This window comes from Pseudomonas sp. LB3P25, from assembly GCF_054897985.1.
Genome location: NZ_CM142711.1, coordinates 2,352,554 through 2,375,408, shown reverse-complemented (window position 1 = coordinate 2,375,408; position 22,855 = coordinate 2,352,554). Strand labels below are relative to the sequence as shown.

At 60.0% G+C, this 22,855-nt stretch carries 21 protein-coding genes; 14 read left to right on the top strand and 7 right to left on the bottom strand.

The window, feature by feature from the left end; genetic code table 11:
* The first annotated feature begins 122 nt into the window (after nt 1–122).
* From ACYZTW_RS10685 to ACYZTW_RS10675, 3 genes are all read left to right on the top strand, one after another.
* The gene (locus ACYZTW_RS10685; RefSeq protein ID WP_462004814.1) at nt 123–1,481 is read left to right on the top strand and encodes a nucleobase:cation symporter-2 family protein; all 1,359 of its coding nucleotides are present in this window, start codon (nt 123–125) and stop codon (nt 1,479–1,481) included.
* A gap of 172 nt (nt 1,482–1,653) precedes the next feature.
* On the top strand, nt 1,654–2,439 hold the full coding sequence (locus tag ACYZTW_RS10680; RefSeq protein WP_462004813.1) for an outer membrane protein OmpK: 786 nt from the start codon (nt 1,654–1,656) through the stop codon (nt 2,437–2,439).
* Between the two features lie 375 nt (nt 2,440–2,814).
* Nucleotides 2,815–3,600, top strand: coding sequence for an outer membrane protein OmpK (locus ACYZTW_RS10675; protein ID WP_462004812.1), 786 nt, complete (start codon nt 2,815–2,817; stop codon nt 3,598–3,600).
* A 114-nt stretch (nt 3,601–3,714) separates the two neighbouring features.
* On the opposite strand, the gene ACYZTW_RS10670 is transcribed toward ACYZTW_RS10675, so the two are convergent.
* Together ACYZTW_RS10670 and ACYZTW_RS10665 are read right to left on the bottom strand one after the other, a co-directional pair.
* Nucleotides 3,715–4,887 (bottom strand): patatin-like phospholipase family protein, encoded by a 1,173-nt coding sequence (locus ACYZTW_RS10670; RefSeq protein WP_462004811.1) that lies wholly within the window; start codon nt 4,885–4,887, stop codon nt 3,715–3,717.
* A gap of 35 nt (nt 4,888–4,922) precedes the next feature.
* On the bottom strand, nt 4,923–5,855 hold the full coding sequence (locus ACYZTW_RS10665) for a lipid A biosynthesis lauroyl acyltransferase (RefSeq protein WP_462004810.1): 933 nt from the start codon (nt 5,853–5,855) through the stop codon (nt 4,923–4,925).
* A 118-nt stretch (nt 5,856–5,973) separates the two neighbouring features.
* Here ACYZTW_RS10665 and minC point away from each other — a divergent pair, with 118 nt between their 5' ends.
* From minC to ACYZTW_RS10630, 7 genes are all read left to right on the top strand, one after another.
* A complete protein-coding gene (gene minC / locus ACYZTW_RS10660; RefSeq protein ID WP_462004809.1) occupies nt 5,974–6,711 on the top strand; it encodes a septum site-determining protein MinC in 738 nt (245 codons plus the stop codon).
* 201 nt (nt 6,712–6,912) lie between these two features.
* A complete protein-coding gene (minD, locus tag ACYZTW_RS10655) occupies nt 6,913–7,725 on the top strand; it encodes a septum site-determining protein MinD (RefSeq protein WP_461978624.1) in 813 nt (270 codons plus the stop codon).
* Nucleotides 7,725–7,979, top strand: coding sequence for a cell division topological specificity factor MinE (gene minE / locus ACYZTW_RS10650; protein WP_007898843.1), 255 nt, complete (start codon nt 7,725–7,727; stop codon nt 7,977–7,979). Before minD ends, minE begins: the two co-directional genes overlap by 1 nt.
* Before the next feature lie 178 nt (nt 7,980–8,157).
* Nucleotides 8,158–8,793 (top strand): RluA family pseudouridine synthase, encoded by a 636-nt coding sequence (locus tag ACYZTW_RS10645; protein ID WP_090324073.1) that lies wholly within the window; start codon nt 8,158–8,160, stop codon nt 8,791–8,793.
* A 213-nt stretch (nt 8,794–9,006) separates the two neighbouring features.
* Complete coding sequence (locus tag ACYZTW_RS10640; RefSeq protein WP_046047516.1) at nt 9,007–10,296, top strand: M18 family aminopeptidase; 1,290 nt, start codon at nt 9,007–9,009, stop codon at nt 10,294–10,296.
* A gap of 230 nt (nt 10,297–10,526) precedes the next feature.
* Nucleotides 10,527–10,703 carry a hypothetical protein gene (locus ACYZTW_RS10635; protein WP_462004808.1) on the top strand — a complete coding sequence of 59 codons (177 nt, stop codon included), beginning with the start codon at nt 10,527–10,529 and terminating at the stop codon, nt 10,701–10,703.
* A gap of 78 nt (nt 10,704–10,781) precedes the next feature.
* Nucleotides 10,782–12,935 (top strand): mechanosensitive ion channel family protein, encoded by a 2,154-nt coding sequence (locus ACYZTW_RS10630; RefSeq protein WP_462004807.1) that lies wholly within the window; start codon nt 10,782–10,784, stop codon nt 12,933–12,935.
* A 217-nt stretch (nt 12,936–13,152) separates the two neighbouring features.
* Here the strand turns inward: ACYZTW_RS10630 and ACYZTW_RS10625 are convergent, their stop codons facing one another.
* Nucleotides 13,153–14,826: a DEAD/DEAH box helicase gene (locus ACYZTW_RS10625; RefSeq protein ID WP_008146183.1), complete on the bottom strand. Its 1,674-nt coding sequence runs from the start codon at nt 14,824–14,826 to the stop codon at nt 13,153–13,155.
* 432 nt (nt 14,827–15,258) lie between these two features.
* Between ACYZTW_RS10625 and ACYZTW_RS10620 the strand changes: the two genes are divergently transcribed.
* A complete protein-coding gene (locus ACYZTW_RS10620; protein ID WP_462004806.1) occupies nt 15,259–16,050 on the top strand; it encodes a crotonase/enoyl-CoA hydratase family protein in 792 nt (263 codons plus the stop codon).
* Nucleotides 16,051–16,225: 175 nt separating this feature from the next.
* On the opposite strand, the gene ACYZTW_RS10615 is transcribed toward ACYZTW_RS10620, so the two are convergent.
* Nucleotides 16,226–16,981, bottom strand: a complete 756-nt coding sequence (locus ACYZTW_RS10615; protein WP_462004805.1) for a spermidine synthase — start codon at nt 16,979–16,981, stop codon at nt 16,226–16,228.
* A 149-nt stretch (nt 16,982–17,130) separates the two neighbouring features.
* On the opposite strand from ACYZTW_RS10615, the gene ACYZTW_RS10610 reads away from it, so the two are divergent.
* Nucleotides 17,131–18,477, top strand: a complete 1,347-nt coding sequence (locus tag ACYZTW_RS10610) for a class II 3-deoxy-7-phosphoheptulonate synthase (RefSeq protein ID WP_076027974.1) — start codon at nt 17,131–17,133, stop codon at nt 18,475–18,477.
* Nucleotides 18,478–18,563: 86 nt separating this feature from the next.
* Here the strand turns inward: ACYZTW_RS10610 and ACYZTW_RS10605 are convergent, their stop codons facing one another.
* Both ACYZTW_RS10605 and ACYZTW_RS10600 read right to left on the bottom strand, forming a co-directional pair.
* A complete protein-coding gene (locus ACYZTW_RS10605; RefSeq protein ID WP_462004804.1) occupies nt 18,564–19,793 on the bottom strand; it encodes a winged helix-turn-helix domain-containing protein in 1,230 nt (409 codons plus the stop codon).
* Between the two features lie 64 nt (nt 19,794–19,857).
* Nucleotides 19,858–20,073 (bottom strand): DUF1127 domain-containing protein, encoded by a 216-nt coding sequence (locus tag ACYZTW_RS10600; RefSeq protein WP_033057173.1) that lies wholly within the window; start codon nt 20,071–20,073, stop codon nt 19,858–19,860.
* A 95-nt stretch (nt 20,074–20,168) separates the two neighbouring features.
* Here ACYZTW_RS10600 and ACYZTW_RS10595 point away from each other — a divergent pair, with 95 nt between their 5' ends.
* Nucleotides 20,169–21,023 (top strand): LysR substrate-binding domain-containing protein, encoded by an 855-nt coding sequence (locus tag ACYZTW_RS10595; RefSeq protein ID WP_462004803.1) that lies wholly within the window; start codon nt 20,169–20,171, stop codon nt 21,021–21,023.
* Here the strand turns inward: ACYZTW_RS10595 and ACYZTW_RS10590 are convergent.
* Nucleotides 21,013–21,762 carry a sulfite exporter TauE/SafE family protein gene (locus ACYZTW_RS10590; protein WP_283188517.1) on the bottom strand — a complete coding sequence of 250 codons (750 nt, stop codon included), beginning with the start codon at nt 21,760–21,762 and terminating at the stop codon, nt 21,013–21,015. The two genes, ACYZTW_RS10595 and ACYZTW_RS10590, sit on opposite strands and share 11 nt — an antisense overlap.
* Nucleotides 21,763–21,874: 112 nt before the next feature.
* Between ACYZTW_RS10590 and ACYZTW_RS10585 the strand changes: the two genes are divergently transcribed.
* Nucleotides 21,875–22,831 (top strand): LysR family transcriptional regulator, encoded by a 957-nt coding sequence (locus ACYZTW_RS10585; RefSeq protein WP_462004802.1) that lies wholly within the window; start codon nt 21,875–21,877, stop codon nt 22,829–22,831.
* Nucleotides 22,832–22,855 lie beyond the last annotated feature (24 nt).

Below are 22,855 nucleotides of genomic sequence, written 5' to 3'. Positions count from 1 at the left end.
GAGCAGGCTCGCTCCCGCAGGATTTGTGTTGCCTATGTGGGAGCGAGCCTGCTCGCGAATGGCCGCGCCGCGGTCCTCCTGATGCACAAAATCACAAGAATAAAAAAGATCCGAGGTGTTGCATGTCCGAGCTATCCAAAGCGCGCATCCCCGACGCACCCGCCATTCAGCGTTTGCCCCTCTTGCAACTGATCCTGGTTGGCCTGCAACACGTTCTGCTGATGTACGGCGGAGCCATCGCGGTGCCGCTGATCATCGGACAGGCCGCTGGCCTGAGTCGTGAAGAGATCGCCTTTCTGATCAACGCCGACCTGCTGGTGGCCGGGATCGCCACCATCGTGCAATCGCTCGGCATCGGCCCCATGGGCATCCGTATGCCGGTGATGATGGGCGCCAGTTTCGCCGCCGTCGGCAGCATGGTCGCCATAGCCGGCATGCCAGGCATCGGCCTGCAAGGGATCTTCGGCGCGACCATAGCCGCCGGATTCTTCGGCATGATCATCGCGCCATTCATGTCCAAAGTCGTGCGCTTCTTCCCACCTCTGGTGACCGGCACAGTCATCACCTCGATCGGTTTGTCGCTGTTCCCCGTGGCCGTGAACTGGGCCGGCGGCGGTGCGCGTGCCGCGCAATTCGGCTCGCCGATTTACCTGGCCATCGCCGCGCTGGTGTTGGCAACTATTCTGCTGGTCCACCGCTTCATGCGCGGTTTCTGGGTCAACATCTCCGTGCTGATCGGCATGTGCCTGGGTTACGTGCTCTGCAGCCTGATCGGTATGGTCGACCTGAGCGGCATGGCTCAGGCGCCATGGCTGCAATTCGTGACCCCGCTGCATTTCGGCATGCCGAAATTCGAACTCGCACCGATCCTTTCCATGTGTCTGGTGGTGGTGATCATCTTCGTCGAGTCCACCGGGATGTTCCTGGCGCTGGGCAAAATCACCGGCCAGGACGTCTGCCCACGAATGCTGCGTCGCGGCTTGCTGTGTGATGCCGGCGCGTCGTTCTTCGCCGGTTTCTTCAACACCTTTACCCACTCCTCTTTCGCGCAGAACATCGGCCTGGTGCAGATGACCGGCGTACGTTGCCGCTCGGTGACCATCGTCGCCGGTGGTTTGCTGGTGGTGCTGAGCCTGCTGCCGAAAGCCGCGTTTCTGGTGGCTTCGATTCCGCCAGCCGTATTGGGCGGCGCGGCGATTGCGATGTTCGGCATGGTCGCCGCCACCGGCATCAAGATTCTTCAGGAAGCCGACATCGGTGACCGTCGCAACCAGTTGCTGGTGGCGGTGAGCATCGGCATGGGGCTGATCCCGGTGGTCCGTCCGGAATTCTTCGCCCACCTGCCACTGTGGATGAGCCCGATCACCCACAGCGGCATCGCCATGGCGACGCTCAGTGCGCTGTCGTTGAACCTGCTGTTCAACATCCTCGGCGGCGCCGAACGCGCGGCCATCAACGACTGCCACGCTCACCCGCACTAATCAAACCTCTGTGGCGAGGGGATTTAGCGAAACGTCGCACCGCCCCGTTGGGGCGCGAAGCGGCCCCGGCATTTCTCCAGTCCTACCCTGCTCGCCGGTTTTACGACTGCTTCGCAGCCGAACGGGGATAAATCCCCTCGCCACGAAAAATAAAAACAAGAGGGAGCAACAGATGATTCGGACACAGACAAACACGCTGTTGGGCGGTGGTCTATTGGCCGCCAGTCAGGCCACGGCCGGCGATTTACTGCTGTGGCAGGCCAACAGCCTGAGCTATCTGTATGGCAAGGATTTCGCGGTCAACCCGTCGATCCAGCAGACGATAACCTTTGAGCACGCCGACCGCTGGAAGTACGGCGACAACTTCCTGTTCGTCGACAGCACTTACTACAACGGCGAGAAAGACCGGAACAAAGGCGTTCACGCCTATTACGGCGAGTTCAGTCCGCGCCTGTCTTTCGGCAAAATCCTCGACCGCCGTTTCGAATTCGGCCCGATCAAGGACGTGTTGCTGGCCATGACCTACGAGAATGGCGAAGACGACACCGAAGCCTATCTGATCGGCCCCGGTTTCGACCTCGCGGTACCGGGCTTCAATTTTTTCACCTTGAACTTCTACTATCGCCAGACCGAAGGCTCGCGTCCCGGCGACGATGTCTGGCAGATCACGCCGGCCTGGTCCTACACCCTGCCATTTGGCAACTCGAACCTGTTGATCGACGGCTACATCGACTGGGTCGTGGATAACGACCAGAACTCACATGGCACCTACCACGCCAACCTGCACTTGAACCCGCAGATCAAATATGACCTGGGGAAGGCCTTGGGCTGGCGGGAGAAACAGGTGTACGTCGGCGTCGAATACAGCTACTGGAAAGACAAATACGGCATCGAAAACAATGCCAACCTCGACACTAATGAGAACACCACCAGCCTGCTGGTGAAGGTGCATTTCTAGATGGCCCGCAACCGTGCTCCAAACCTGTCGTCGGTGCGCTGTTGCGGGGCACTTGAGACCTGGCCGAGGAGTCAGTATTCTCCGCGGCCGCCCGAATCTGGTCTAAAAAAAAGCCCGGATTTAATTCCTGACCAGAAAGCTAACTTATCCCGGCTCTGGACGGTACCAAGGCACTCCAAAACCTCTCTCAATCGACTGCTCTTGAGCAGCCGAGCGGGCGTTTTTTTGCTTTTTAAAAGCCTTGGCTCAGCTCTTGCTAACAGCACTGAAGCTGACCGATTGGATGATTTTTTACAGCGACAGAAAAAGGCGCCACACCAGAGCGCCGACCTTAGAAAAATAACGTGGAACCACCTACTTTTTGGGAGCAACCGAATGAAACGTACGTGCACTAGCCTGATGCTGGCGGGATCTTTGCTGGCCGGGGGCCAGGCCATGGCCGGCGACTTGCTGCAATGGCAGAACAACAGCCTGACCTACCTGTATGGCAAGGACTTCCAGGTCAACCCGCACATTCAGCAGACGGTGACCTTCGAGCATGCCGATGCATGGAAATATGGGGACAACTTTTTCTTCGTCGACAAGATCTTCTACAACGGCGATAAGGACTTCAACGTCGGCCCGAACACCTATTACGGTGAGTTCAGCCCACGTATTTCCCTGGGCAAGGTGCTCGACCAGAAAATCGAATTCGGCCCGGTCAAAGACGTATTGCTGGCCATGACCTACGAGTTCGGTGAAGGCGATACCGAGTCCTACCTGGTCGGTCCTGGTTTCGACCTGGCGATCCCGGGCTTTGATTACTTCCAGCTGAACTTCTACCAGCGTCACACCGAAGGCAGCCGTCCAGGCGACAACGTGTGGCAGATCACCCCGGTCTGGTCCTACACCATTCCTGTCGGTGACTCGAACATCCTGATCGATGGCTTCATGGACTGGGTGGTCGACAACGACTCCAACTCCAAAGGCGACTACCACGCCAACCTGCACTTCAACCCGCAGGTCAAATACGACTTGGGCAAAGCGTTGAATTTCGGTGCGAAGCAGTTGTATGTGGGTGTGGAGTACGACTACTGGTCGGACAAGTACGGAATCAAAGACAGCCAGGTCTTCAAGACCGATCAGAGCACTACGAGCTTCCTGGTGAAGTTCCACTTCTGATGACTTGAATTGGCAGGCGTCTGCGAGGACGCCTTCGCGAGCAGGCTCGCTCCCACAATTGGCCGCGTTTCATTGTGGGAGCGAGCCTGCTCGCGAATGGCCACACCGCCGTTCTTAAGCTGGAACGACAGGCTCCGCCAACCCAAGAAACCGACACAACTCATCCCGCTTGGCCAACGCATCCCGCCGCCCCAAATCAATCAACTCGCTGCAATACCCCGCCTCGAACAGCAGATAACTCAGCACCCCCGCCCCACTCGTCTTGGTCGCCCCCGGGCCACGCAGAAACAGGCGCAGCGCCGCCGGCAATTCCTGCCGATGCCGCGCCGCAATCTCATCGATCGGCTGACTCGGCGAAATCACCAGAACGTCTACCGGCGCCACACCCAGCGCGCGCGTCGGCGTGCCATCGGGCATTAGATGACTGAACTGATTGAGCCGCTGCAGCAACTCGATGTCACTTTCCAGGCTGTCAATGAACGTGCTGTTGAGCAGGTGCCCACCGATCTGCGCCAGGCTCGGCTGCTGACCGGTGTAAGCGCGCAGCAGCGGTTGTTCCGGGTCGACGCCGCGGGGGTTGCCACTGACGCCCACCACCAGCACTCGGCTCGCGCCCAGGTGCAGCGCCGGACTGATCGGTGCCGACTGACGTACCGCGCCGTCGCCGAAATACTCTTCACCGATTTTCACTGGCGCAAACAGCAGCGGAATGGCGGAACTGGCCAGCAAGTGATCGACGGTCAATCGAGTGGGGACGCCGATTCGCCGATGGCGCAGCCAGGCATTGATGGTGCCGCCGCCCTGATAAAAGGTCACCGCCTGACCGGACTCGTAGCCGAACGCGGTCACCGCAACCGCCTGCAACTGCTTCTGTGCAATGGCCTCGGCAATCCCGCTCATCTGCAGTTTGTTGTCGAGCAATCCGCGCAGCGGCGAACTGTTGAGCAAGGCCACCGGCACCTGAGCGCCAATCCCGAGCAAACTGTGGCTGACAAAGCGACTGGCCTGGTGGATCACGCCCGGCCAGTCACTGCGTAGCACCAGATGACTGCGAAAGCCTTGCCAGAAGGCTGTCAGACCTTGAATCGCGCCACGAAAATCCATCGCCCCACTGGCGAGGCTGACCGCGTTGATCGCGCCGGCCGAGGTGCCGACGATCACCGGAAACGGATTGCTCGCACCCACCGGCAACAGCTCGGCAATTGCCGCCAGCACACCCACCTGATAGGCCGCACGAGCCCCGCCGCCGGAAAGAATCAACCCTGTAACCGGTTCAGCAGGACTCATCGCAACACTCCATGGTGCTTATAGGGATCGGTGGTTCAACCGCGTTTTGCGTACAGCTTCGGCTCGCCCGGCGGACGGCTCTTGAAGCGGCGATGAGCCCAGAGGTATTGCTGCGGACATTCGCGCAGGACGCCTTCGATCCATTGGTTGATCCGCAGGCAATCGGCCTCTTCGGTTTCGCCGGGGAAACCCTCGAGCGGTGCATGAATCACCAGTCGATAACCGCTGCCGTCCGCCAGACGCTCCTGAGTGAACGGCACCACCAGCGCCTTGCCCAACCGCGCAAACTTGCTGGTGGCGGTGACGGTCGCGGCCTGAATCCCGAACAGCGGCACGAAGATACTTTGCTTGGCGCCATAGTCCTGATCCGGTGCGTACCAGATTGCCCGGCCTGCCCGCAGCAGTTTGAGCATGCCGCGCACGTCGTCGCGTTCCACGGCCAGCGAATCGACGTTGTGCCGCTCGCGCCCCAGGCGTTGGACGTAGTCGAACAACGGATTTTTGTGTTCGCGGTACATGCCATCAATGGTGTGCTGCTGGCCGAGCAATGCCGCGCCGATTTCCAGCGTGGTGAAATGAACGGCCATCAGGATCACGCCTTTGCCGTCACGCTGGGCTTTTTTCAAATGCTCCAACCCTTCGACATGGGCCAGCTTCGCCAGACGCTCGCGCGACCACCACCAGCTCATGGCCATTTCAAAAAACGCGATGCCCGTGGAGGCGAAGTTTTCCTTGAGCAGGCGCTTGCGCTCGGCAGCGGTTTTTTCAGGGAAACACAGTTCCAGATTGCGCTTGGCAATGCGCCGTCTGTCGCCCGCCACTCGATACATCAATGCACCCAGGGCGCGACCGATCGACAGCAACGCCGGATACGGCAACTGGACAATCAGCCACAACAGCCCCAAGCCACACCACAGCGGCCAGAAACGCGGAGATAGAAATGCTGTTCGAAAACGCGGGCGATCCATTAAAGGTTCCGGAAAGACAATGGCCGCGCATTCTACATTGTTCGACCCGGCTTGCGGCTCGCGGGCGTTCTCGTTATAAGTCTCGGCACTTTTAGTGACAAGTCGTTGTATGCCGACCATGAGCCAAACCGAACCGCTAGACCAAGATCCCGTGTTCCAGTTGAAGGGCAGCATGCTCGCCATTACGGTGCTGGAACTGGCCCGTAACGACCTCGAGAACCTCGATCGTCAACTGGCCGCCAAGGTCGCCCAGGCGCCTAACTTCTTCAGTAACGCGCCACTGGTGCTGGCCCTGGACAAACTCCCGGCCAGCGAAGGCGCAGTTGATCTGCCGGGCCTGATGCGCGTCTGCCGCCAGCATGGCCTGCGCACCCTGGCGATCCGTGCCAGCCGCATCGAAGACATTGCGGCGGCCATCGCCGTCGACCTGCCGGTGCTGCCACCGTCCGGCGCCCGTGAGCGTCCTTTGGACCCGCTCGAAGGCCAAGTCAAGAACAAACCGGAAAAACCACCGGAGCCGACGATCAAGCCAACGAAGATCATCACCTCGCCCGTACGTGGTGGGCAGCAGATTTATGCCCAGGGCTGCGATTTGGTGGTGATCTCGTCGGTCAGTCCGGGGGCGGAACTTCTCGCCGATGGGAACATCCATGTATACGGCCCGATGCGCGGTCGTGTGTTGGCCGGCGTCAAAGGCGACACGAAGGCCAGGATTTTCTGTCAGCAAATGAGCGCTGAACTGGTCTCCATCGCAGGCCACTACAAGGTTTCGGAGGATCTGCGTCGCGACCCTTTGTGGGGCGCGGGCGTGCAGGTCAGCCTATCGGGCGATGTGTTGAACATCATTCGGCTTTAACGGATACTGCCGCATTTTCCAAACATCTCTAAAACGTAGCGAAAACGGCTCAAACGAAGTAGGAAAAAGGCCACAAGCAGTGTTTACCCGAGGTAAGCGCCGTTCTGGACCGGATTCCAGCCAAGGCTGTCCGACTGCAGTAGTTTTTCTAGAGATGTTTTTCAGGGGCTAAATGTCCTTTTTCCTTAGGGGTGAAACACCTTGGCCAAGATTCTCGTGGTTACATCCGGCAAGGGTGGTGTGGGTAAGACCACCACCAGTGCTGCTATCGGTACCGGCCTCGCACTGCGCGGTCACAAAACAGTTATCGTCGACTTCGACGTCGGCTTGCGTAACCTCGACCTGATCATGGGTTGCGAGCGCCGCGTGGTGTATGACTTCGTCAACGTGGTGAACGGCGAAGCCAACCTGCAACAAGCCCTGATCAAAGACAAACGCCTGGAAAACCTCTACGTACTAGCCGCCAGTCAGACCCGCGACAAAGACGCGCTGACCGTCGAAGGCGTGGAAAAAGTGTTGATGGCGCTCAAGGAAGACTTCGAATTCGTGGTCTGCGACTCCCCGGCCGGCATCGAGAAAGGCGCCCACCTGGCCATGTACTTCGCGGATGAAGCGATCGTCGTGACCAACCCGGAAGTGTCCTCGGTACGTGACTCGGACCGCATGCTGGGCCTGCTGGCCAGCAAGTCCCGCCGCGCTGAAAAGGGTGAAGACCCGATCAAGGAACACTTGCTGCTGACCCGCTACAACCCACAACGGGTCAGTGACGGTGAAATGCTCGGCGTCGAAGACGTCAAAGAGATTCTGGCCGTGACCCTGCTGGGTGTCATTCCGGAATCCCAAGCAGTACTTAAAGCTTCCAACTCGGGTGTGCCGGTGATTCTCGACGACCAGAGCGATGCCGGTCAGGCATACAGCGATGCGGTCGATCGTCTGCTGGGCAAAACCGTGGAGCATCGTTTTCTCGATGTAACGAAGAAGGGATTCTTCGAGCGCCTGTTTGGAGGTAGATAATGAATCTTTTTGACTTCTTTCGTGCCAGCAAAAAGGTCAGCACCGCGTCGGTAGCGAAAGAGCGTCTGCAGATCATCGTGGCGCACGAACGCGGCCAGCGCAGTACACCGGACTACCTGCCAGCCTTGCAGAAGGAATTGGTCGAGGTGATTCGCAAGTACGTCAATATCGGGTCCGATGACGTGCACGTCGCTCTGGAAAACCAGGGCAGCTGCTCGATTCTGGAACTCAATATCACCCTGCCAGATCGCTAGTCGATCAGGCAGGAGCCACGGCGGCTCAGGCTTGCGCTCCTGTAGGAGCTGAGCTTGCTCGCGATAGCATCACCTCGGTTTATCAGATGGACCGAGTTGCCTGCATCGCGAGCAAGCTTTGCTCCTACAGAGTGCGAGAGTCTGAGCCGCCGTTGGCGTTTGTTACGAGGCTGTTTTAATGCCGCTGTCCAACATCCACATCATCCATCAGGACGCCGCCGTACTGGTGGTGAACAAACCGACCCTGTTGCTCTCCGTCCCCGGCCGGGCCGATGACAACAAGGACTGCCTGATTACCCGCCTGCAAGAAAACGGCTACCCGGAAGCACGGATTGTCCATCGTCTGGACTGGGAAACCTCCGGCATTATTCTGTTGGCCCGTGACCCGGATACTCATCGCGAGCTGTCTCGGCAATTTCACGACCGCGAAACCGAAAAGGCCTACACCGCCCTGTGCTGGGGACAACCGGAACTGGACAGTGGCAGCATCGATCTGCCCTTGCGCTACGACCCGCCGACCAAACCACGCCATGTGGTGGACCATGAATTCGGCAAACATGCCCTGACCTTCTGGCGCGTATTGGAGCGTTGCGGCGACTGGTGTCGTGTCGAATTGACGCCGATCACCGGCCGCTCCCATCAGTTGCGTGTGCACATGCTTTCCATCGGCCATCCGCTGCTGGGTGACGGGCTCTATGCCCACGAGCAAGCACTGGCCGCATGGCCACGGCTATGTCTGCACGCGAGCATGCTTAGCTTCACTCACCCGCAGACCGGTGAACGCCTGCGTTTCGAGTGCCCTGCACCGTTCTAAGCGCAGTACGCCAATCCCTGTGGGAGCGAGCCTGCTCGCGAAAGCGGTATATCAGTCGACATCAATAGTGATTGGCACACCGCTTTCGCGAGCAGGCTCGCTCCCACATTGGATCTCGTCCAGATTCAATCACGGGGGTTACCCCACCATCAGCCCACCGCCAATTCTTTGGCCAATACGTTAAACTTGCGCCATTGCTGTCTGGAGCTACCTATGCGCGAAGAGTTGAACCAAGGCCTGATCGATTTCCTCAAGGCCTCCCCTACCCCATTCCATGCCACCGCCAGCCTTGTTCAGCGCCTGGAAGCGGCGGGCTATCAACGCCTCGACGAGCGCGAGCCATGGACCACTGAAGCCAACGGTCGTTACTACGTTACCCGTAACGACTCTTCGATCGTCGCATTCAAGATGGGCCGTCATTCGCCCCTGCATGGCGGCATTCGCTTGGTTGGCGCACACACCGACAGCCCGTGCCTGCGGGTCAAACCCCAGCCGGAACTGCAACGTCAGGGCTTCTGGCAGCTGGGTGTCGAAGTCTATGGCGGCGCACTGCTGGCGCCATGGTTCGACCGCGACCTGTCCCTGGCCGGCCGTGTGACCTTCCGCCGTGACGGCAAAGTCGAGAGCCAGTTGGTCGACTTCAAGGCGCCGATCGCCATCATCCCGAACCTGGCCATTCACCTGAACCGTGAAGCCAACATGGGCTGGGCGATCAACGCCCAGACCGAACTGCCGCCGATCCTCGCCCAATTTGCCGGTGACGAGCGCGTGGACTTCCGGGCCGTGCTCACCGATCAACTCGCCCGCGAACACGGCTTGAACGCCGATGTGGTGCTCGACTATGAGCTGAGCTTCTACGATACCCAAAGCGCTGCGGTCATCGGCCTGCATGGCGACTTCATTGCCGGGGCGCGCCTGGACAACCTGCTGTCGTGCTATGCCGGCCTGCAAGCCTTGCTGACCACCGAAACCGACGAAACCTGCGTGCTGGTCTGCAACGACCACGAAGAAGTCGGTTCCTGCTCGGCCTGTGGCGCCGACGGCCCAATGCTCGAACAGACACTGCGTCGTCTGTTGCCCGAAGGCGATGAGTTCGTGCGCACCATTCAGAAATCCCTGCTGGTCTCGGCTGACAACGCCCACGGCGTGCACCCCAACTACGCCGACAAGCACGATGCAAACCACGGCCCGAAACTCAACGCCGGCCCGGTGATCAAGGTCAACAGCAACCAGCGCTACGCCACCAACAGCGAAACCGCCGGGTTCTTCCGCCACCTGTGCATGGCCGAAGAAGTGCCGGTGCAGAGCTTCGTGGTGCGCAGCGACATGGGTTGCGGCTCGACCATCGGCCCGATCACCGCCAGTCACCTGGGTGTGCGCACCGTGGACATCGGCCTGCCCACCTTCGCCATGCACTCGATCCGTGAACTGTGCGGCAGCCATGACCTGGCGCACCTGGTCAAAGTGCTGAGCGCGTTTTACGCCTGCCGCGAGCTGCCGTAACAAACCCTGTGGCGAGGGAGCTTGCTCCCGCTCGGTTGCGCAGCAGCCGCAACGCCTGTACATGCGGTGTGCCTGAAACACCGCGTCAATGGAATTTGGGGCTGCTTCGCAGCCCAGCGGGAGCAAGCTCCCTCGCCACAGTGGTCTCTCTGTTCTCTGATACACCTCTCCACCCATCGCCCAAAAGCCACCTAGACTTTAGTTATTCCCTTTCGACAAGGCAGTCGCTCATGATCTCGATGTCTTCGTTTCACGCCATGCTCATCCCGATTCTTGCCGGGATGATCATGCTGGCAATCGGCTTCAATTTTCGCGACAAAAACGTCGGCGTGTTCGCGATGTGGATCGGCATGTTGATGATCCTCGCCACCGTGATATTCAAGATCCTCGCCAAACTCAACGAATAAATCCTCACCCCTGGCTCGCATTGATTTTGACGGGCTCGTACACTCGGTCGATCTGTTCACCCCGAGGTTGACCGCCTAGTGTTCGCTCGTCTTTTTGCCCTGCCGTGTTTCTTCCTTGTCTGCCTCATGACGCTGCTGCCTATGGCACCCGCCCAGGCCGTCGGCTTGCCTAGTCTGCTCAACAGCTCGGCAAAACAGCCAGAGGCGCAAGAGCCCTTGGGGCAATCCCTGGACGAAGTGATCAAGTCGCTGGAGAACGATCAGCAACGCACCAAATTGCTGGCGGATTTGAAGAAGCTGCGCGATGTCACCAAAAAGGCCCAGCCCGTCACCGAAGAAGGCGTCCTGGGACTGATCGGTGGCACCCTGGCCCGTTTCGAAAAACAGTTTTCAGGAGCCGACAGCCCTCTCACTCGCTGGTCCGAAGAGTTCAAACTGGCCGAGGATGAACTGACAGCGCTGGCGCTGCCGGCCAATGAATGGCTGCCAATCATCTTTGCCTTCGCCATGATCCTGATGGTCTGGAGCCTGCTGGCCGCTGCGCTGATCTGGCTCAGCCACCGAGTGCGAATGCGCTTCGGCCTGACCGAAGAACTGCCGCAGCACCCCAAGGCCCTGGACATGTTGCGCTTCGCCTTGCGTAAACTCGGACCGTGGCTGATTGCCTTGCTGATGACGGTCTACATGAGCTACGCCCTGCCCTCGTCGCTGGGCAAAAGCCTGGCCATGGTGCTGGCTTATGCGTTGGTGGTCGGCACCTGTTTTTCGGCGATCTGCGTGATCGCCTTTTCGGTGCTCGATGGCCCGCACCGCCACCGAGCCTTGTACATCCTGCGGCATCAAGCCTTTCGGCCGCTGTGGCTGATCGGCAGTTTCGCCGCCTTCGGTGAAGCCCTGAGCGATCCGCGACTGGTCGAAAGCCTTGGCAGTCATCTGGCGCACACCGCCGCAACGGTCGCCAACGTATTGGCGGCGCTGTCCACGGGGCTGTTCGTCCTGCGGTTCCGTCGCCCCATCGCCCACTTGATCCGCAACCAACCGTTGTCCCGGCGTCTGACCCGCCGCGCCCTCAGCGACACGATCGAGATTCTCGGGACCTTCTGGTACATGCCGGCGCTGGTGCTGGTGGGTATTTCGCTGTTCGCCACGTTCGTCTCGGCCGGCGATACCAGCACTGCGCTGCGCCAATCGCTGATCTGCGCGGTGCTGCTGGTGTTGTGCATGGTCATCAACGGGTTGGTGCGCCGCCATTCACTCAAACCACAGCGCAGCGTGAAGCGTCATGCGCTGTACTCGGAGCGCCTGAAAAGCTTCTTCTACACCCTCGCTCATTTGATGGTGTGGCTGGCGTTCATCGAACTCGGCCTGCGGGTCTGGGGCATGTCGCTGATCCGCTTCACTGAAGGCGAAGGCCATGAAGTCAGCGTCAAACTGTTCAGCCTCGGCGGCACGCTGATTTTTGCCTGGCTGATCTGGATTCTCAGCGACACCGCCGTGCACCACGCCCTCACCCGCTCGCGCAAAGGCCTGGCAAATGCCCGCGCGCAGACGATGATGCCGCTGATCCGTAACATTTTGTTCGTGGCGATTTTCATCATTGCGCTGATCGTCGCCCTGGCGAACATGGGCATGAACGTCACGCCATTGCTGGCCGGTGCCGGCGTGATCGGTCTGGCGATTGGTTTCGGTGCACAGTCACTGGTGGCGGACCTGATCACCGGGCTGTTCATCATCATCGAGGACTCGCTGGCCATCGACGACTACGTGGACGTCGGCGGTCACCTGGGCACCGTCGAAGGGCTAACGATTCGTACCGTGCGCCTGCGGGACATCGACGGCATCGTCCACACCATTCCGTTTAGCGAAATCAAAAGCATCAAGAACTACTCCCGGGAATTCGGCTACGCGATTTTCCGGGTGGCGATACCCTCCAACATGGACATCGATAACGCGATCAAACTGATGCGCGAGGTCGGTCAGAAGATGCGCACTGATCCGCTGCAACGGCGCAATATCTGGTCGCCTCTGGAGATTCAGGGTGTCGAGAGCTTCGAGTCAGGCAACGCGATTCTTCGCGCCCGGTTCAAGACCGCGCCGATCAAGCAGTGGGAAGTGTCCCGAGCGTTCAACCTGTCACTCAAACGGCACCTGGATGAAGCTGGACTGGACCTGGCGACACCGCGCATGAGCGTGCAAGTGGTCACGGCGGGTGGAGGCCAAGTAACGGATTAACCCATACATTGTGGGAGCGAGCCTGCTCGCGAAAAACGCACAGGCACCGCGCTTACTCAGACCGCACACGTAATCGTTCACGTCCATCGCGAGCAGGCTCGCTCCCACAGGTTTCGCAGCCGACCGCAGGATTTGTAGGGGCAACAAAACACAGGCATAAAAAATCCCCGAACCAGTCGGGGATTTTTTATGTTCGATCAATCAGCCCGAGAGCGGATCAATCTTCGCGATAGCGACGCAGCTTCAACTGCTTACCAGCAACGCGAGTGTCCTTCAGCTTGGTCAGCAGACGCTCCAGACCATCTTCCGGCAGTTCGACGAGGCTAAAACTGTCACGCACCTGGATGCGACCGATTGCTTCGCGAGCCAGACCACCCTCATTGAGGATAGCGCCCAGCAGGTTCTTGGCAGCGATACCATCACGCGCACCCAGCGCGGTACGGCAACGAGCACGGCCTTCGGCCAATGGAACCGGAGCACGACGCTCACGATCACCACGGTCCGGACGATCACCGGTACGCTCTGGACGATCGCCACGCGGTGCGTTGTTCGGCACCAGTGGACGTTCTTTCTCGATTGCAGCCAAGGTCAACGCTTGAGCGTTGGTCGCCTTGCGCAGCAGAGCAGCGGCCAGTGCACGCGGGGTGCAACCGATGTCGGCAGTCAGACGATCCAGCAGATCACCGTGGGTCGATTCGGCATCAGCCACCAGCGGCGACAGGCTGTTGGTCAGTTTCTTGATGCGGGCATCGAGAACAGCCTGAGCGTCCGGCAGGCGAACTTCGGCAACTTTCTGACCGGTTACACGCTCGATCACTTGCAGCATGCGGCGCTCACGCGGAGTCACCAGCAGCAGTGCACGACCTTCGCGACCGGCACGGCCGGTACGGCCGATACGGTGAACGTAGGACTCTGGATCGTACGGCATGTCAACGTTGAACACGTGGGTGATACGCGGAACGTCCAGACCACGAGCAGCAACGTCGGTCGCCACAACGATGTCCAGACGGCCATCCTTGAGGGATTCGATCACGCGCTCACGCTGGTTCTGAGCAATGTCACCGTTCAGCGCAGCGGCTTTGTAGCCTTTGGCTTCCAGGGCACTGGCCAGGTCCAGGGTCGCTTGCTTGGTGCGCACGAACATGATCAGGGCATCGAAGTCTTCCACTTCCAGCAGGCTCAATACAGCCGAGGTCTTCTGGTCAGCGTGAACCAACAGGTGAGCCTGTTCGATCGCGGTAACGGTCTGAGTCTTGGTCTGGATCTTCACGTGCTGCGGATCGCGCAGATGGCGTTCGGCAATGGCACGGATCGACTGCGGCAAGGTGGCCGAGAACAATACGGTCTGACGGGTTGGAGGCAAGGCCTTGAAGATAACTTCGAGGTCGTCCATGAAACCCAGTTTGAGCATTTCGTCCGCTTCGTCGAGAACCAGGTGGTTCACGGTCGACAGCACTTTTTCGTCGCGACGCAGGTGGTCGCACAGACGGCCCGGCGTGGCGACAACGATCTGTGCGCCATTACGGATTGCTTTCAGTTGTGGACCCATAGGGGCGCCGCCGTAAACGGCCACAACGGTAACGCCCGGCATTTGCTTGGCGTAGGTTTCGAAAGCGGTTGCTACTTGCAGCGCCAACTCACGGGTTGGCGCCAGGATCAGGGCTTGCGGCTCGCGCTTGGCAGGATCGATGCGATGCAGGATCGGCAGGGCGAACGCAGCGGTTTTACCCGTACCGGTTTGCGCCTGACCAATCATGTCGTGACCGGCCATGATGATCGGGATCGATTGCTGCTGAATAGCCGAAGGTTCTTCGTAGCCAGTCGCAATGACGGCTGCAAGAATGTTCGGATTAAGATTAAAAGCGGCGAAGCCGCCGGTTTCCTGGGTCATGGGTCTGCCTCTAAGTGCATCCGCAAAGACCCATGCTCCAAAGCTGCGCATGCCGTGTAAGACTCAAGAGTCGCCCTGGCTGCTTTGTCGGCGGGGATTTGCGAAAACGAATGAATGAAAAAGATTCGTCAAGGGAGAGTCCGCTGTGCGGACGTGCAGCCGAAGCTGACTTCGGGGAATTGCGCTACCTAAACGCGGCCCGGTTAAAGGCCGGCGCGCACTATACCGGAATTCGCTCAAAAAGGGAGCTTTATTTGTCGGAAAACTGCCGTTTACAGCGTTCTGTCACACGCTTTGCGGATAATCGGACAACGGTCTATTTTTCCAAGGCCCAGCCCTGCTGACGATCACGCTAAAACGGTTCACCCTTGTGCCGCAGACCGGCCGTCTCACATACCCCTTCCCACCCCTTCCCGACCGAGGAAATGCACCATGAATCAGCCCTGCTCCAGTCGTGTGAGCCGTGAACGGCACGGTCATGTCCTGATGATCGGCCTGGATCGGGTGGCCAAACGCAACGCCTTCGATCTCGACCTGCTCAACGAACTGAGCCTGGCCTATGGCGAGTTCGAGGCCGACAGCGAGGCGCGGGTGGCGGTGGTATTCGGCCATGGAGAGCATTTCACCGCAGGGCTGGATCTGGTCAGTGCCAGCGCAGCCCTGGCAGAAGGCTGGCAGGTACCGCCCGGCGGCTGCGATCCGTGGGGTGTATTTGCCGGCCCCAGAGTCAACAAACCGGTGATTGTCGCCGCGCAAGGCTACTGCCTGACCATCGGGATCGAATTGATGCTGGCCGCCGATATCAACCTGTGCGCCAGCAACACCCGTTTCGCCCAGAAAGAAGTGCAACGCGGGATCTTCCCGTTCGGCGGCGCCACGTTGCGCCTGCATCAGGTCGCTGGCTGGGGCAATGCCATGCGCTGGCTGCTGACCGGCGATGAATTCGATGCCCATGACGCGTTGCACCTGGGGTTGGTGCAGGAAGTCATGGCCAGCGAGGATCTGCTGCCACGGGCGATTGAGTTGGCGGAGAGGATTGCTCGGCAAGCGCCGCTTGGGGTTCAGGCGACGCTGATGTCTGCGAGGCAGGCGCGTTACGAAGGGGAAACAGCGGCGGCACAGGGATTGCCGCCGCTGGTGAAGAAGTTGCTGGCCAGTGAGGATGCCAGGGAAGGCGTGCGGTCGATGATCGAGAAGCGACCCGGCGTTTTCAAAGGCTGCTGACGTTCAACCGGGGGTGAGAGGGGTTTCTGTGGCGAGGGGATTTATCCCCGTTCGGCTGCGAAGCAGCCCCAAAAAATTCAACCCAGTGCCATCAGGTAAATCGCACTGACCGACTCTACGACTGCTCCGCAGCCGAACGGGGATAAATCCCCTCGCCACAGGTGACCTCACCGCATTAGGTCGCCGGGCGAATCACCTTGATCAACGACTGCAACGAATACCCCAAACGCGGCGCCAGCCCTTCGGCGCGGGCGATCAAGCCGTCCATGTCCAGTTCCTGATCCAGTTCCGAAGGCACGAGCAAAATCACATTGCCCTCCTTTACCGGCAGTTCCCAGTAATGTCGGTGATAGAGCCCGCGAAACAAGGCGGCGCCCAACGGTTTGCCATCATCGGTGGCCCACTGATTGATCACCAGCCAGCCACCCGGGTTCAGGCGTTTCTGACAGTTTTCCAGGAAATTCCACGCCAGATGCCCGACACCCGGCCCTACATCGGTATAGAGGTCGACGAAAATCAGATCCGCCGGCTCGGCGGTATCGAGCAGTTCCAGCGCGTCGCCCACCCGGATATACAGCCGCGGATCATCATCCAGCCCAAGGTATTCAATGGCCAGGCGCGGTACGTCGGGACGCAGTTCGATGGCTTCGACGTCTTCCAGCGGCAGGAACTTGAGGCAGGCCTGGGTCAGGGTGCCGGCTCCGAGGCCGAGGAACAGCGCGCTTTCCGGCTGCTCGTGGCACAACGCGCCAATCAGCATCGCCCGGGTGTAATCGTATTCGAGCCAGCTCGGGTCAGCCGTGAACACGCAGCTCTGTTCGATGGCATCACCGAACTCGAGAAAACGGTAATCGGCCACTTCCAGCACGCGAATCACGCCAAACTCATCCTGTACCTCGGCGAGCAGATGCTCGACGCGCTCCTCAGTCATTTCGTCTCCTGATCGTCACCGGGCCCGGCAACGCAATATAACCGCGGAGTGGCGCGGCAAAAGCGCGATTGTCCGCGAAGCGACGGGAACAGGTCACGCACTAATTGCTGATAACATGACAGTCCGAGCGTAAAACACTAGAGACCGTGATGAGCCAACCCTGGAGCCCTGACAGCTGGCGCGCCCTGCCGATCCAGCAACAACCCCATTACCCCGACGCAGCGCATTTGCTGCACGTCGAGCAAACGCTGGCCAGTTATCCACCGCTGGTGTTTGCCGGTGAAGCCCGGGAGTTGCGCCGTCAGTTTGCAGAAGTGACCCAGGGCCGCGCGTTTCTGCTGCAGGGCGGCGACTGCGCCGAAAGCTTCGCCGAGTTCTCCGCCGCGAAAATCCGCGACACCTTTAAAGTCCTGCTGCAAATGGCGATTGTCATGACCTTCGCTGCCGGTTGCCCGGTGGTCAAGGTCGGGCGCATGGCCGGGCAATTCGCCAAGCCGCGTTCGGCCAACGACGAAACCATCGACGGCGTAACCCTGCCGGCCTACCGTGGCGACATCGTCAATGGCATCGGTTTCGATGAAAAAAGCCGCGTGCCGGATCCGGAACGCTTGCTCCAGTCCTACCACCAGTCCACCGCGACCCTGAACCTGCTGCGCGCCTTCGCCCAGGGCGGTTTTGCCGACCTGCATCAGGTGCACAAGTGGAACCTGGACTTCATCGCCAACTCGGCGCTGGCCGAGAAGTACAGCCACCTGGCCGATCGCATCGATGAAACCCTGGCGTTCATGCGCGCCTGCGGCATGGACAGCTCGCCGCAACTGCGCGAAACCAGTTTCTTCACCGCCCACGAAGCCCTGCTGCTGAACTACGAAGAAGCCTTCGTGCGACGCGACAGCCTGACCAACGATTACTACGATTGCTCGGCGCACATGCTGTGGATCGGCGACCGCACCCGTCAGCTCGACGGCGCTCACGTCGAATTCCTGCGTGGCGTGAACAATCCGATCGGGGTCAAAGTCGGCCCGAGCATGAACCCCGAAGACCTGATTCGCCTGATCGACGTGCTCAACCCGGACAACGATCCGGGCCGTCTGAACCTGATTGCGCGGATGGGCGCGAACAAGGTCGGCGATCACCTGCCGCAGCTGATCCGTGCCGTGCAACGCGAAGGCAAGCAAGTGTTGTGGAGTTGCGACCCGATGCACGGCAACACCATCAAGGCCAGCAGCGGTTACAAGACCCGCGATTTCGCGCAGATCCTCGGCGAAGTGAAGCAGTTCTTCCAGGTTCACGAAGCGGAAGGCACGTATGCCGGCGGCATCCACATCGAGATGACCGGGCAGAACGTCACTGAATGCATTGGCGGTGCACGGCCGATTACCGAAGACGGGTTGTCGGACCGGTATCACACCCATTGCGACCCGCGGATGAATGCCGATCAGTCGCTGGAGTTGGCGTTTCTTATTGCTGAGACCCTGAAACAGGTTCGGCGTTAAATCGCGTCGTCTCTTTCGCGAGCAGGCTCGCTCCCACAGGATTGCACTGTTCCTGTGGGAGCGAGCCTGCTCGCGAAGGCGTCAGCTCAGTCACCGCCAATAATGGCCAATGCCACCCGCAGCCGCCCCGCACTCGCCCGCGGGCAATTCAGCTGAACCCGCTCAAGCCCCAGCCAATCCGCCATTCGCCGCAGATTGACCGCCAACGCCAGCATCCCCTCGTCATCCAGCCCCGGTTTTTCCTCATGCACAGCGTGCACCGCCAGCCTGCCCAACGCCCGCTCGGCGCGCAGGTCCACCCGCGCGGCAATCCGTTCGTTGTGCAAAAACGGCAACACGTAATAGCCGTAGACCCGCCTGTCCGGCGGCGTGTAAATCTCCAGCCGATAGCGAAAATCGAACAGACGCTCGGTGCGGCTGCGCTCCCAAATCAACGAATCAAAGGGTGAAAGCAAGGCGCTGGCCTCGACCTTGCGCGGCACTTTCGGCTCCGGCAGACAATAGGCTGGTTGCCGCCAGCCCTGGACTTCACAGCTCAGCAATTCACCCGCCTCCACCAGCTCCGCCAAGCGCGGACGGGCATCACCGGGACTCAGGCGAAAGTAATCCCGCAGGTCTTTTTCGGTCGCCACACCCAACGCATTCGCGGCATGTTGCAACAGACCGCGCTGGGCCTCGGCCTCCGAAAGCAACGGTTGCTGAAGTATCGCCGAAGGAATCACCCGCTCCGGCAGATCATAAAGCCGCTCGAACCCGCGCCGCCCGGCCACGGTCACTTCACCGGCGGCGAACAACCATTCCAGCGCATGCTTTTCCGCGCTCCAGTCCCACCAGGGCCCTGCCCGTTCCTGACGGGTCGACAGGCTTCCGGCACCCAGCGCGCCCAGATCCTGAACCGAGGCCAGCACCCGGCGAATCGTATCCTGCTGCTCACGCCCGAAACGTGCCAGTTGCTGATAGATATCTTCGCCACGGGTCGCGCGCAGCATGCGCCAGCGCATCAACGGGTACATCGACAAGGGCAGCAACGAGGCTTCATGGCCCCAATACTCGAAGAGCGTGCGCCGCCGGCCCGAACTCCAGGCAGCCTGGTCGAGCAAGTCGGATGAGTAATTGCCGAGGCGGGAAAACAAGGGAAGGTAGTGCGAACGCACCAACGCATTGACCGAATCGATCTGCAGAATGCCCAGCCGCTCGATCAGCCGATTGAGCTGAACCGGTTTGATCGCCGCTGGCGGCTGGCGCCCGTTGAACCCTTGGGCGGCCAGCGCCAGACGCCGAGCCTGTTTGATGGAAAAGGACAGTGTTGCGGGCATGAGCATCTCCTTGTCTGCTCGCAACCTACCTCACCGGGAGACGGTTTGTGTCGTTGTGCATTACTCATTTGTGCATCGGGTCATTCCAGAACGGTTTGACCGACTCGAACTCCACATCCGCACGACTCATGCCGATGTCCTTCAGTGCTTCATCGCTCAGACTCGCCAACAACTCGCGCTCCCGATGAAGTTCGTACCAGCGACTGAATTTGTGCAGCAGATCGGATACCAGGTGGATCGAGTGCTTTTCTACCGCTGGATATTCATGTTGACCTTTCATCTTGTTGCCCTCCGTTTGGATGGCTCAAGTGTCGCGCTGGGGCTAAGATCAATCCAACGAATGTTTCTGATGTAACACATCTCGGAGATTGATGAATGTCCGCCTTCCCAAGTATCGACACCGAAGTGCTGCGCACCTTTGTCGCCATCGCCGACCAGGGCGGTTTTACCCGGGCCGGCGAGTTGGTCAATCGCACCCAGTCGGCCGTGAGCATGCAGATGAAGCGGCTGGAAGAGGATGTGTTGCAGCGTCAACTATTCCAGCGCGACGGACGGCAGGTGCGCCTGACGGCTGAGGGTCAAGTGCTGCTGGGTTATGCCCGACGCATCCTCAAGCTGCACAGCGAGGTGTTCAACACCTTGCGTGAGCCGCACATGGTCGGCATGGTGCGCATCGGTACGCCGGACGATTACGTGATGCGTTTTTTGCCGGGGATTCTGCGGCGATTTGCCCAGACGTATCCGCTGATCCAGATCGAGGTGCATTGCGAATCATCAAAACAATTGCTGCTGCGCCAGGACCTGGACTTGACCATCGTCACCCGTGAACCGGGCAACGAGATCGGCCAATTATTGCGCAAGGAGCATTTCGTCTGGGCCGAAGCGCAATGTTTCAGTGCCCATGAGCAAACGCCGCTGCCGCTGGCGATGTTCAACAGTGATTGCTTCTGCCGCTTATGGGCCTGCAATGCACTGGATGCCATGGGTCGCGATTACCGCGTGGCGTACAACAGCGACAGCCTGTCGGCAATCATGGCGGTGGTCAGTGCCGGCCTGGCGGTGACCGCGCAACTGGAAAGCCTGGTGACCCCGGACATGCGCATTCTCGGTGAAGCCGAAGACCTTCCGATTCTGCCCGAGGCCAGCATCATGCTGCTGCGCAACCTGCACAACCCGTCGCCGATCACTGAGTGCCTGGCCGAACACATCGTCGAAGGTTTCAAACTTTAAGGGCGAGCATCACCGCGCAGAGCACCAGAAAACCACAGAACAACCCGCGCAGCAGTCGCTCCGGCAGTGCGTGGGCGATCCTCACGCCCCAACTGATGCTCATCAGACCGCCGACCGCCAAGGGCAGGCCGATCATCCAGTCCACCTGATGGTGCACCGCGTAAGTCACCAGCGTGACGCCCGTACTCGGCAACGCCAGCGCCAGCGACAAACCCTGCGCAACCACCTGACTGGTGCCGAACAGACTGGTCAGCACCGGCGTTGCCACCACCGCCCCACCCACGCCAAACAACCCGCCCATGGTCCCGGAGGCGGCGCCGAGTACACCCAGCCACGGCCATGAATAATTCATCTGCGCAGACGCCGGCGCGTTGGCGGCGAACATTCGCACCAGGTTGTAGGCCGACAGGGCAATCAGGAACGCAACAAATCCGACGCGCATGGTTTGCGCATCAATGCCCACCGCCCAGATCGAACCGATCCAGGCGAAACAGAACCCCATCGAAGCCAATGGCAGCGCGTGACGTAATTCAATGCGATTACGCTGGTGATAACGCCACAGCGCCAGCATCACGTTGGGCACCACCATCACCAGCGCCGTGCCTTGGGCAATCTGCTGATCGAGGCCGAACAACACGCCCAGCAGCGGAATCGCGATCAAACCACCACCAATGCCGAATAACCCACCGAGGGTTCCGAGGGCGGCGCCAAACACCAGATACATCAAAAACTCAATCACAGGCGATTTTCCCTTCACGTCAGGCTATTCATCCTACGCAGTCGGCGCTGGCGGGGAAACGCACAACAACGCACAATGGCTGTGCCAACTTCGCACAAGCGCTGACGACACCATGAACCCCAATCAATTGACCGAACAACTGGGTTTGTTCCTCGACGTGCTGGAAACCGGCAGTTTTTCCGCCGCATCCCGCCGCCACCCGCTGACCCCTTCGGCGGTGGCGAGGCGCATCGACAGCCTGGAAAACGCCGTCGGCAGCCAGTTGTTCATTCGCAGCACCCACGCGGTGCGCGCTACTCCGGCGGGTTTGGCGTTTGCCGAGCGCGCGCGGCGGATCGTGGCTGAGCTGCGGCTGGCTCGGGCTGAGGCGGTATCCTTGAGCAGCGCACCGGAAGGCTTGATCCGGATCGATGCACCGGCAGCGTTCGGACGGCGACATCTGGCGCCGGTGATTGCCGACTTTCTGATGCTCTACCCCGGTCTCGATGTGCAACTGCACCTGATCGACAGTTTCGTCGACATGCAGGGTTTGAATCTGGGCAAGGTCGATCTGGTGCTGCGTGCCGGGCAAATGGCCGATACCCGGCTGGTGGCCACGCCGCTGGCGAGCATGGTGCGCATTGCCTGCGCCAGCCCTGAGTATTTGCAACGGCGTGGTGTGCCGACCGATCCGGCGCAACTGATTGAACACGACGGCCTCGACTGGGATGGCCTGGCCCCGCCGTTCGCCTGGCGCTTCGAACGGGATGGGCAGATGCACCTGCACCGCCCGGCGCGCATCCGCATGAGCGCCAACAATGCCGAGGCGCTGGTCTGCGGCGCATTGGCCGGGCTGGGTATCGCGCACTTGCCGACCTGGCTGACCAGCGAATACTTGCTACGCGGTGAACTGCTTCCGCTGTTCTGCGACAACGGCCTGCCACCACCGGAAACGACCGGCATTTATGCCTTGCGCCTTGAGCAACAACCCAATCCCCGCAGTCGCTTGTTGCTGGAATACCTGAAAACCCGCTTCAGCCCGATCCCGCCGTGGGATCTGGCGCTGCAAAGTACCCTCGACCGGCACTAGGCTAGAATTGTCTGGTGCATTAAA

Excerpts from the sequence above, each read along its gene's own strand:
- ACYZTW_RS10670 (WP_462004811.1), bottom strand. The coding sequence starts at position 4,887 with ATGAGTCCTGCTGAACCGGTTACAGGGTTGATTCTTTCCGGCGGCGGG.
- ACYZTW_RS10585 (WP_462004802.1), top strand. The coding sequence starts at position 21,875 with ATGAACCCCAATCAATTGACCGAACAACTGGGTTTGTTCCTCGACGTG.
- ACYZTW_RS10685 (WP_462004814.1), top strand. The coding sequence starts at position 123 with ATGTCCGAGCTATCCAAAGCGCGCATCCCCGACGCACCCGCCATTCAG.
- ACYZTW_RS10645 (WP_090324073.1), top strand. The coding sequence starts at position 8,158 with ATGCCGCTGTCCAACATCCACATCATCCATCAGGACGCCGCCGTACTG.
- minC (WP_462004809.1), top strand. The coding sequence starts at position 5,974 with ATGAGCCAAACCGAACCGCTAGACCAAGATCCCGTGTTCCAGTTGAAG.
- minE (WP_007898843.1), top strand. The coding sequence starts at position 7,725 with ATGAATCTTTTTGACTTCTTTCGTGCCAGCAAAAAGGTCAGCACCGCG.
- ACYZTW_RS10615 (WP_462004805.1), bottom strand. The coding sequence starts at position 16,981 with ATGACTGAGGAGCGCGTCGAGCATCTGCTCGCCGAGGTACAGGATGAG.
- ACYZTW_RS10680 (WP_462004813.1), top strand. The coding sequence starts at position 1,654 with ATGATTCGGACACAGACAAACACGCTGTTGGGCGGTGGTCTATTGGCC.
- ACYZTW_RS10635 (WP_462004808.1), top strand. The coding sequence starts at position 10,527 with ATGATCTCGATGTCTTCGTTTCACGCCATGCTCATCCCGATTCTTGCC.
- ACYZTW_RS10610 (WP_076027974.1), top strand. The coding sequence starts at position 17,131 with ATGAGCCAACCCTGGAGCCCTGACAGCTGGCGCGCCCTGCCGATCCAG.
- ACYZTW_RS10625 (WP_008146183.1), bottom strand. The coding sequence starts at position 14,826 with ATGACCCAGGAAACCGGCGGCTTCGCCGCTTTTAATCTTAATCCGAAC.
- ACYZTW_RS10675 (WP_462004812.1), top strand. The coding sequence starts at position 2,815 with ATGAAACGTACGTGCACTAGCCTGATGCTGGCGGGATCTTTGCTGGCC.
- ACYZTW_RS10605 (WP_462004804.1), bottom strand. The coding sequence starts at position 19,793 with ATGCCCGCAACACTGTCCTTTTCCATCAAACAGGCTCGGCGTCTGGCG.
- ACYZTW_RS10600 (WP_033057173.1), bottom strand. The coding sequence starts at position 20,073 with ATGAAAGGTCAACATGAATATCCAGCGGTAGAAAAGCACTCGATCCAC.
- ACYZTW_RS10665 (WP_462004810.1), bottom strand. The coding sequence starts at position 5,855 with ATGGATCGCCCGCGTTTTCGAACAGCATTTCTATCTCCGCGTTTCTGG.
- ACYZTW_RS10640 (WP_046047516.1), top strand. The coding sequence starts at position 9,007 with ATGCGCGAAGAGTTGAACCAAGGCCTGATCGATTTCCTCAAGGCCTCC.
- ACYZTW_RS10595 (WP_462004803.1), top strand. The coding sequence starts at position 20,169 with ATGTCCGCCTTCCCAAGTATCGACACCGAAGTGCTGCGCACCTTTGTC.
- ACYZTW_RS10620 (WP_462004806.1), top strand. The coding sequence starts at position 15,259 with ATGAATCAGCCCTGCTCCAGTCGTGTGAGCCGTGAACGGCACGGTCAT.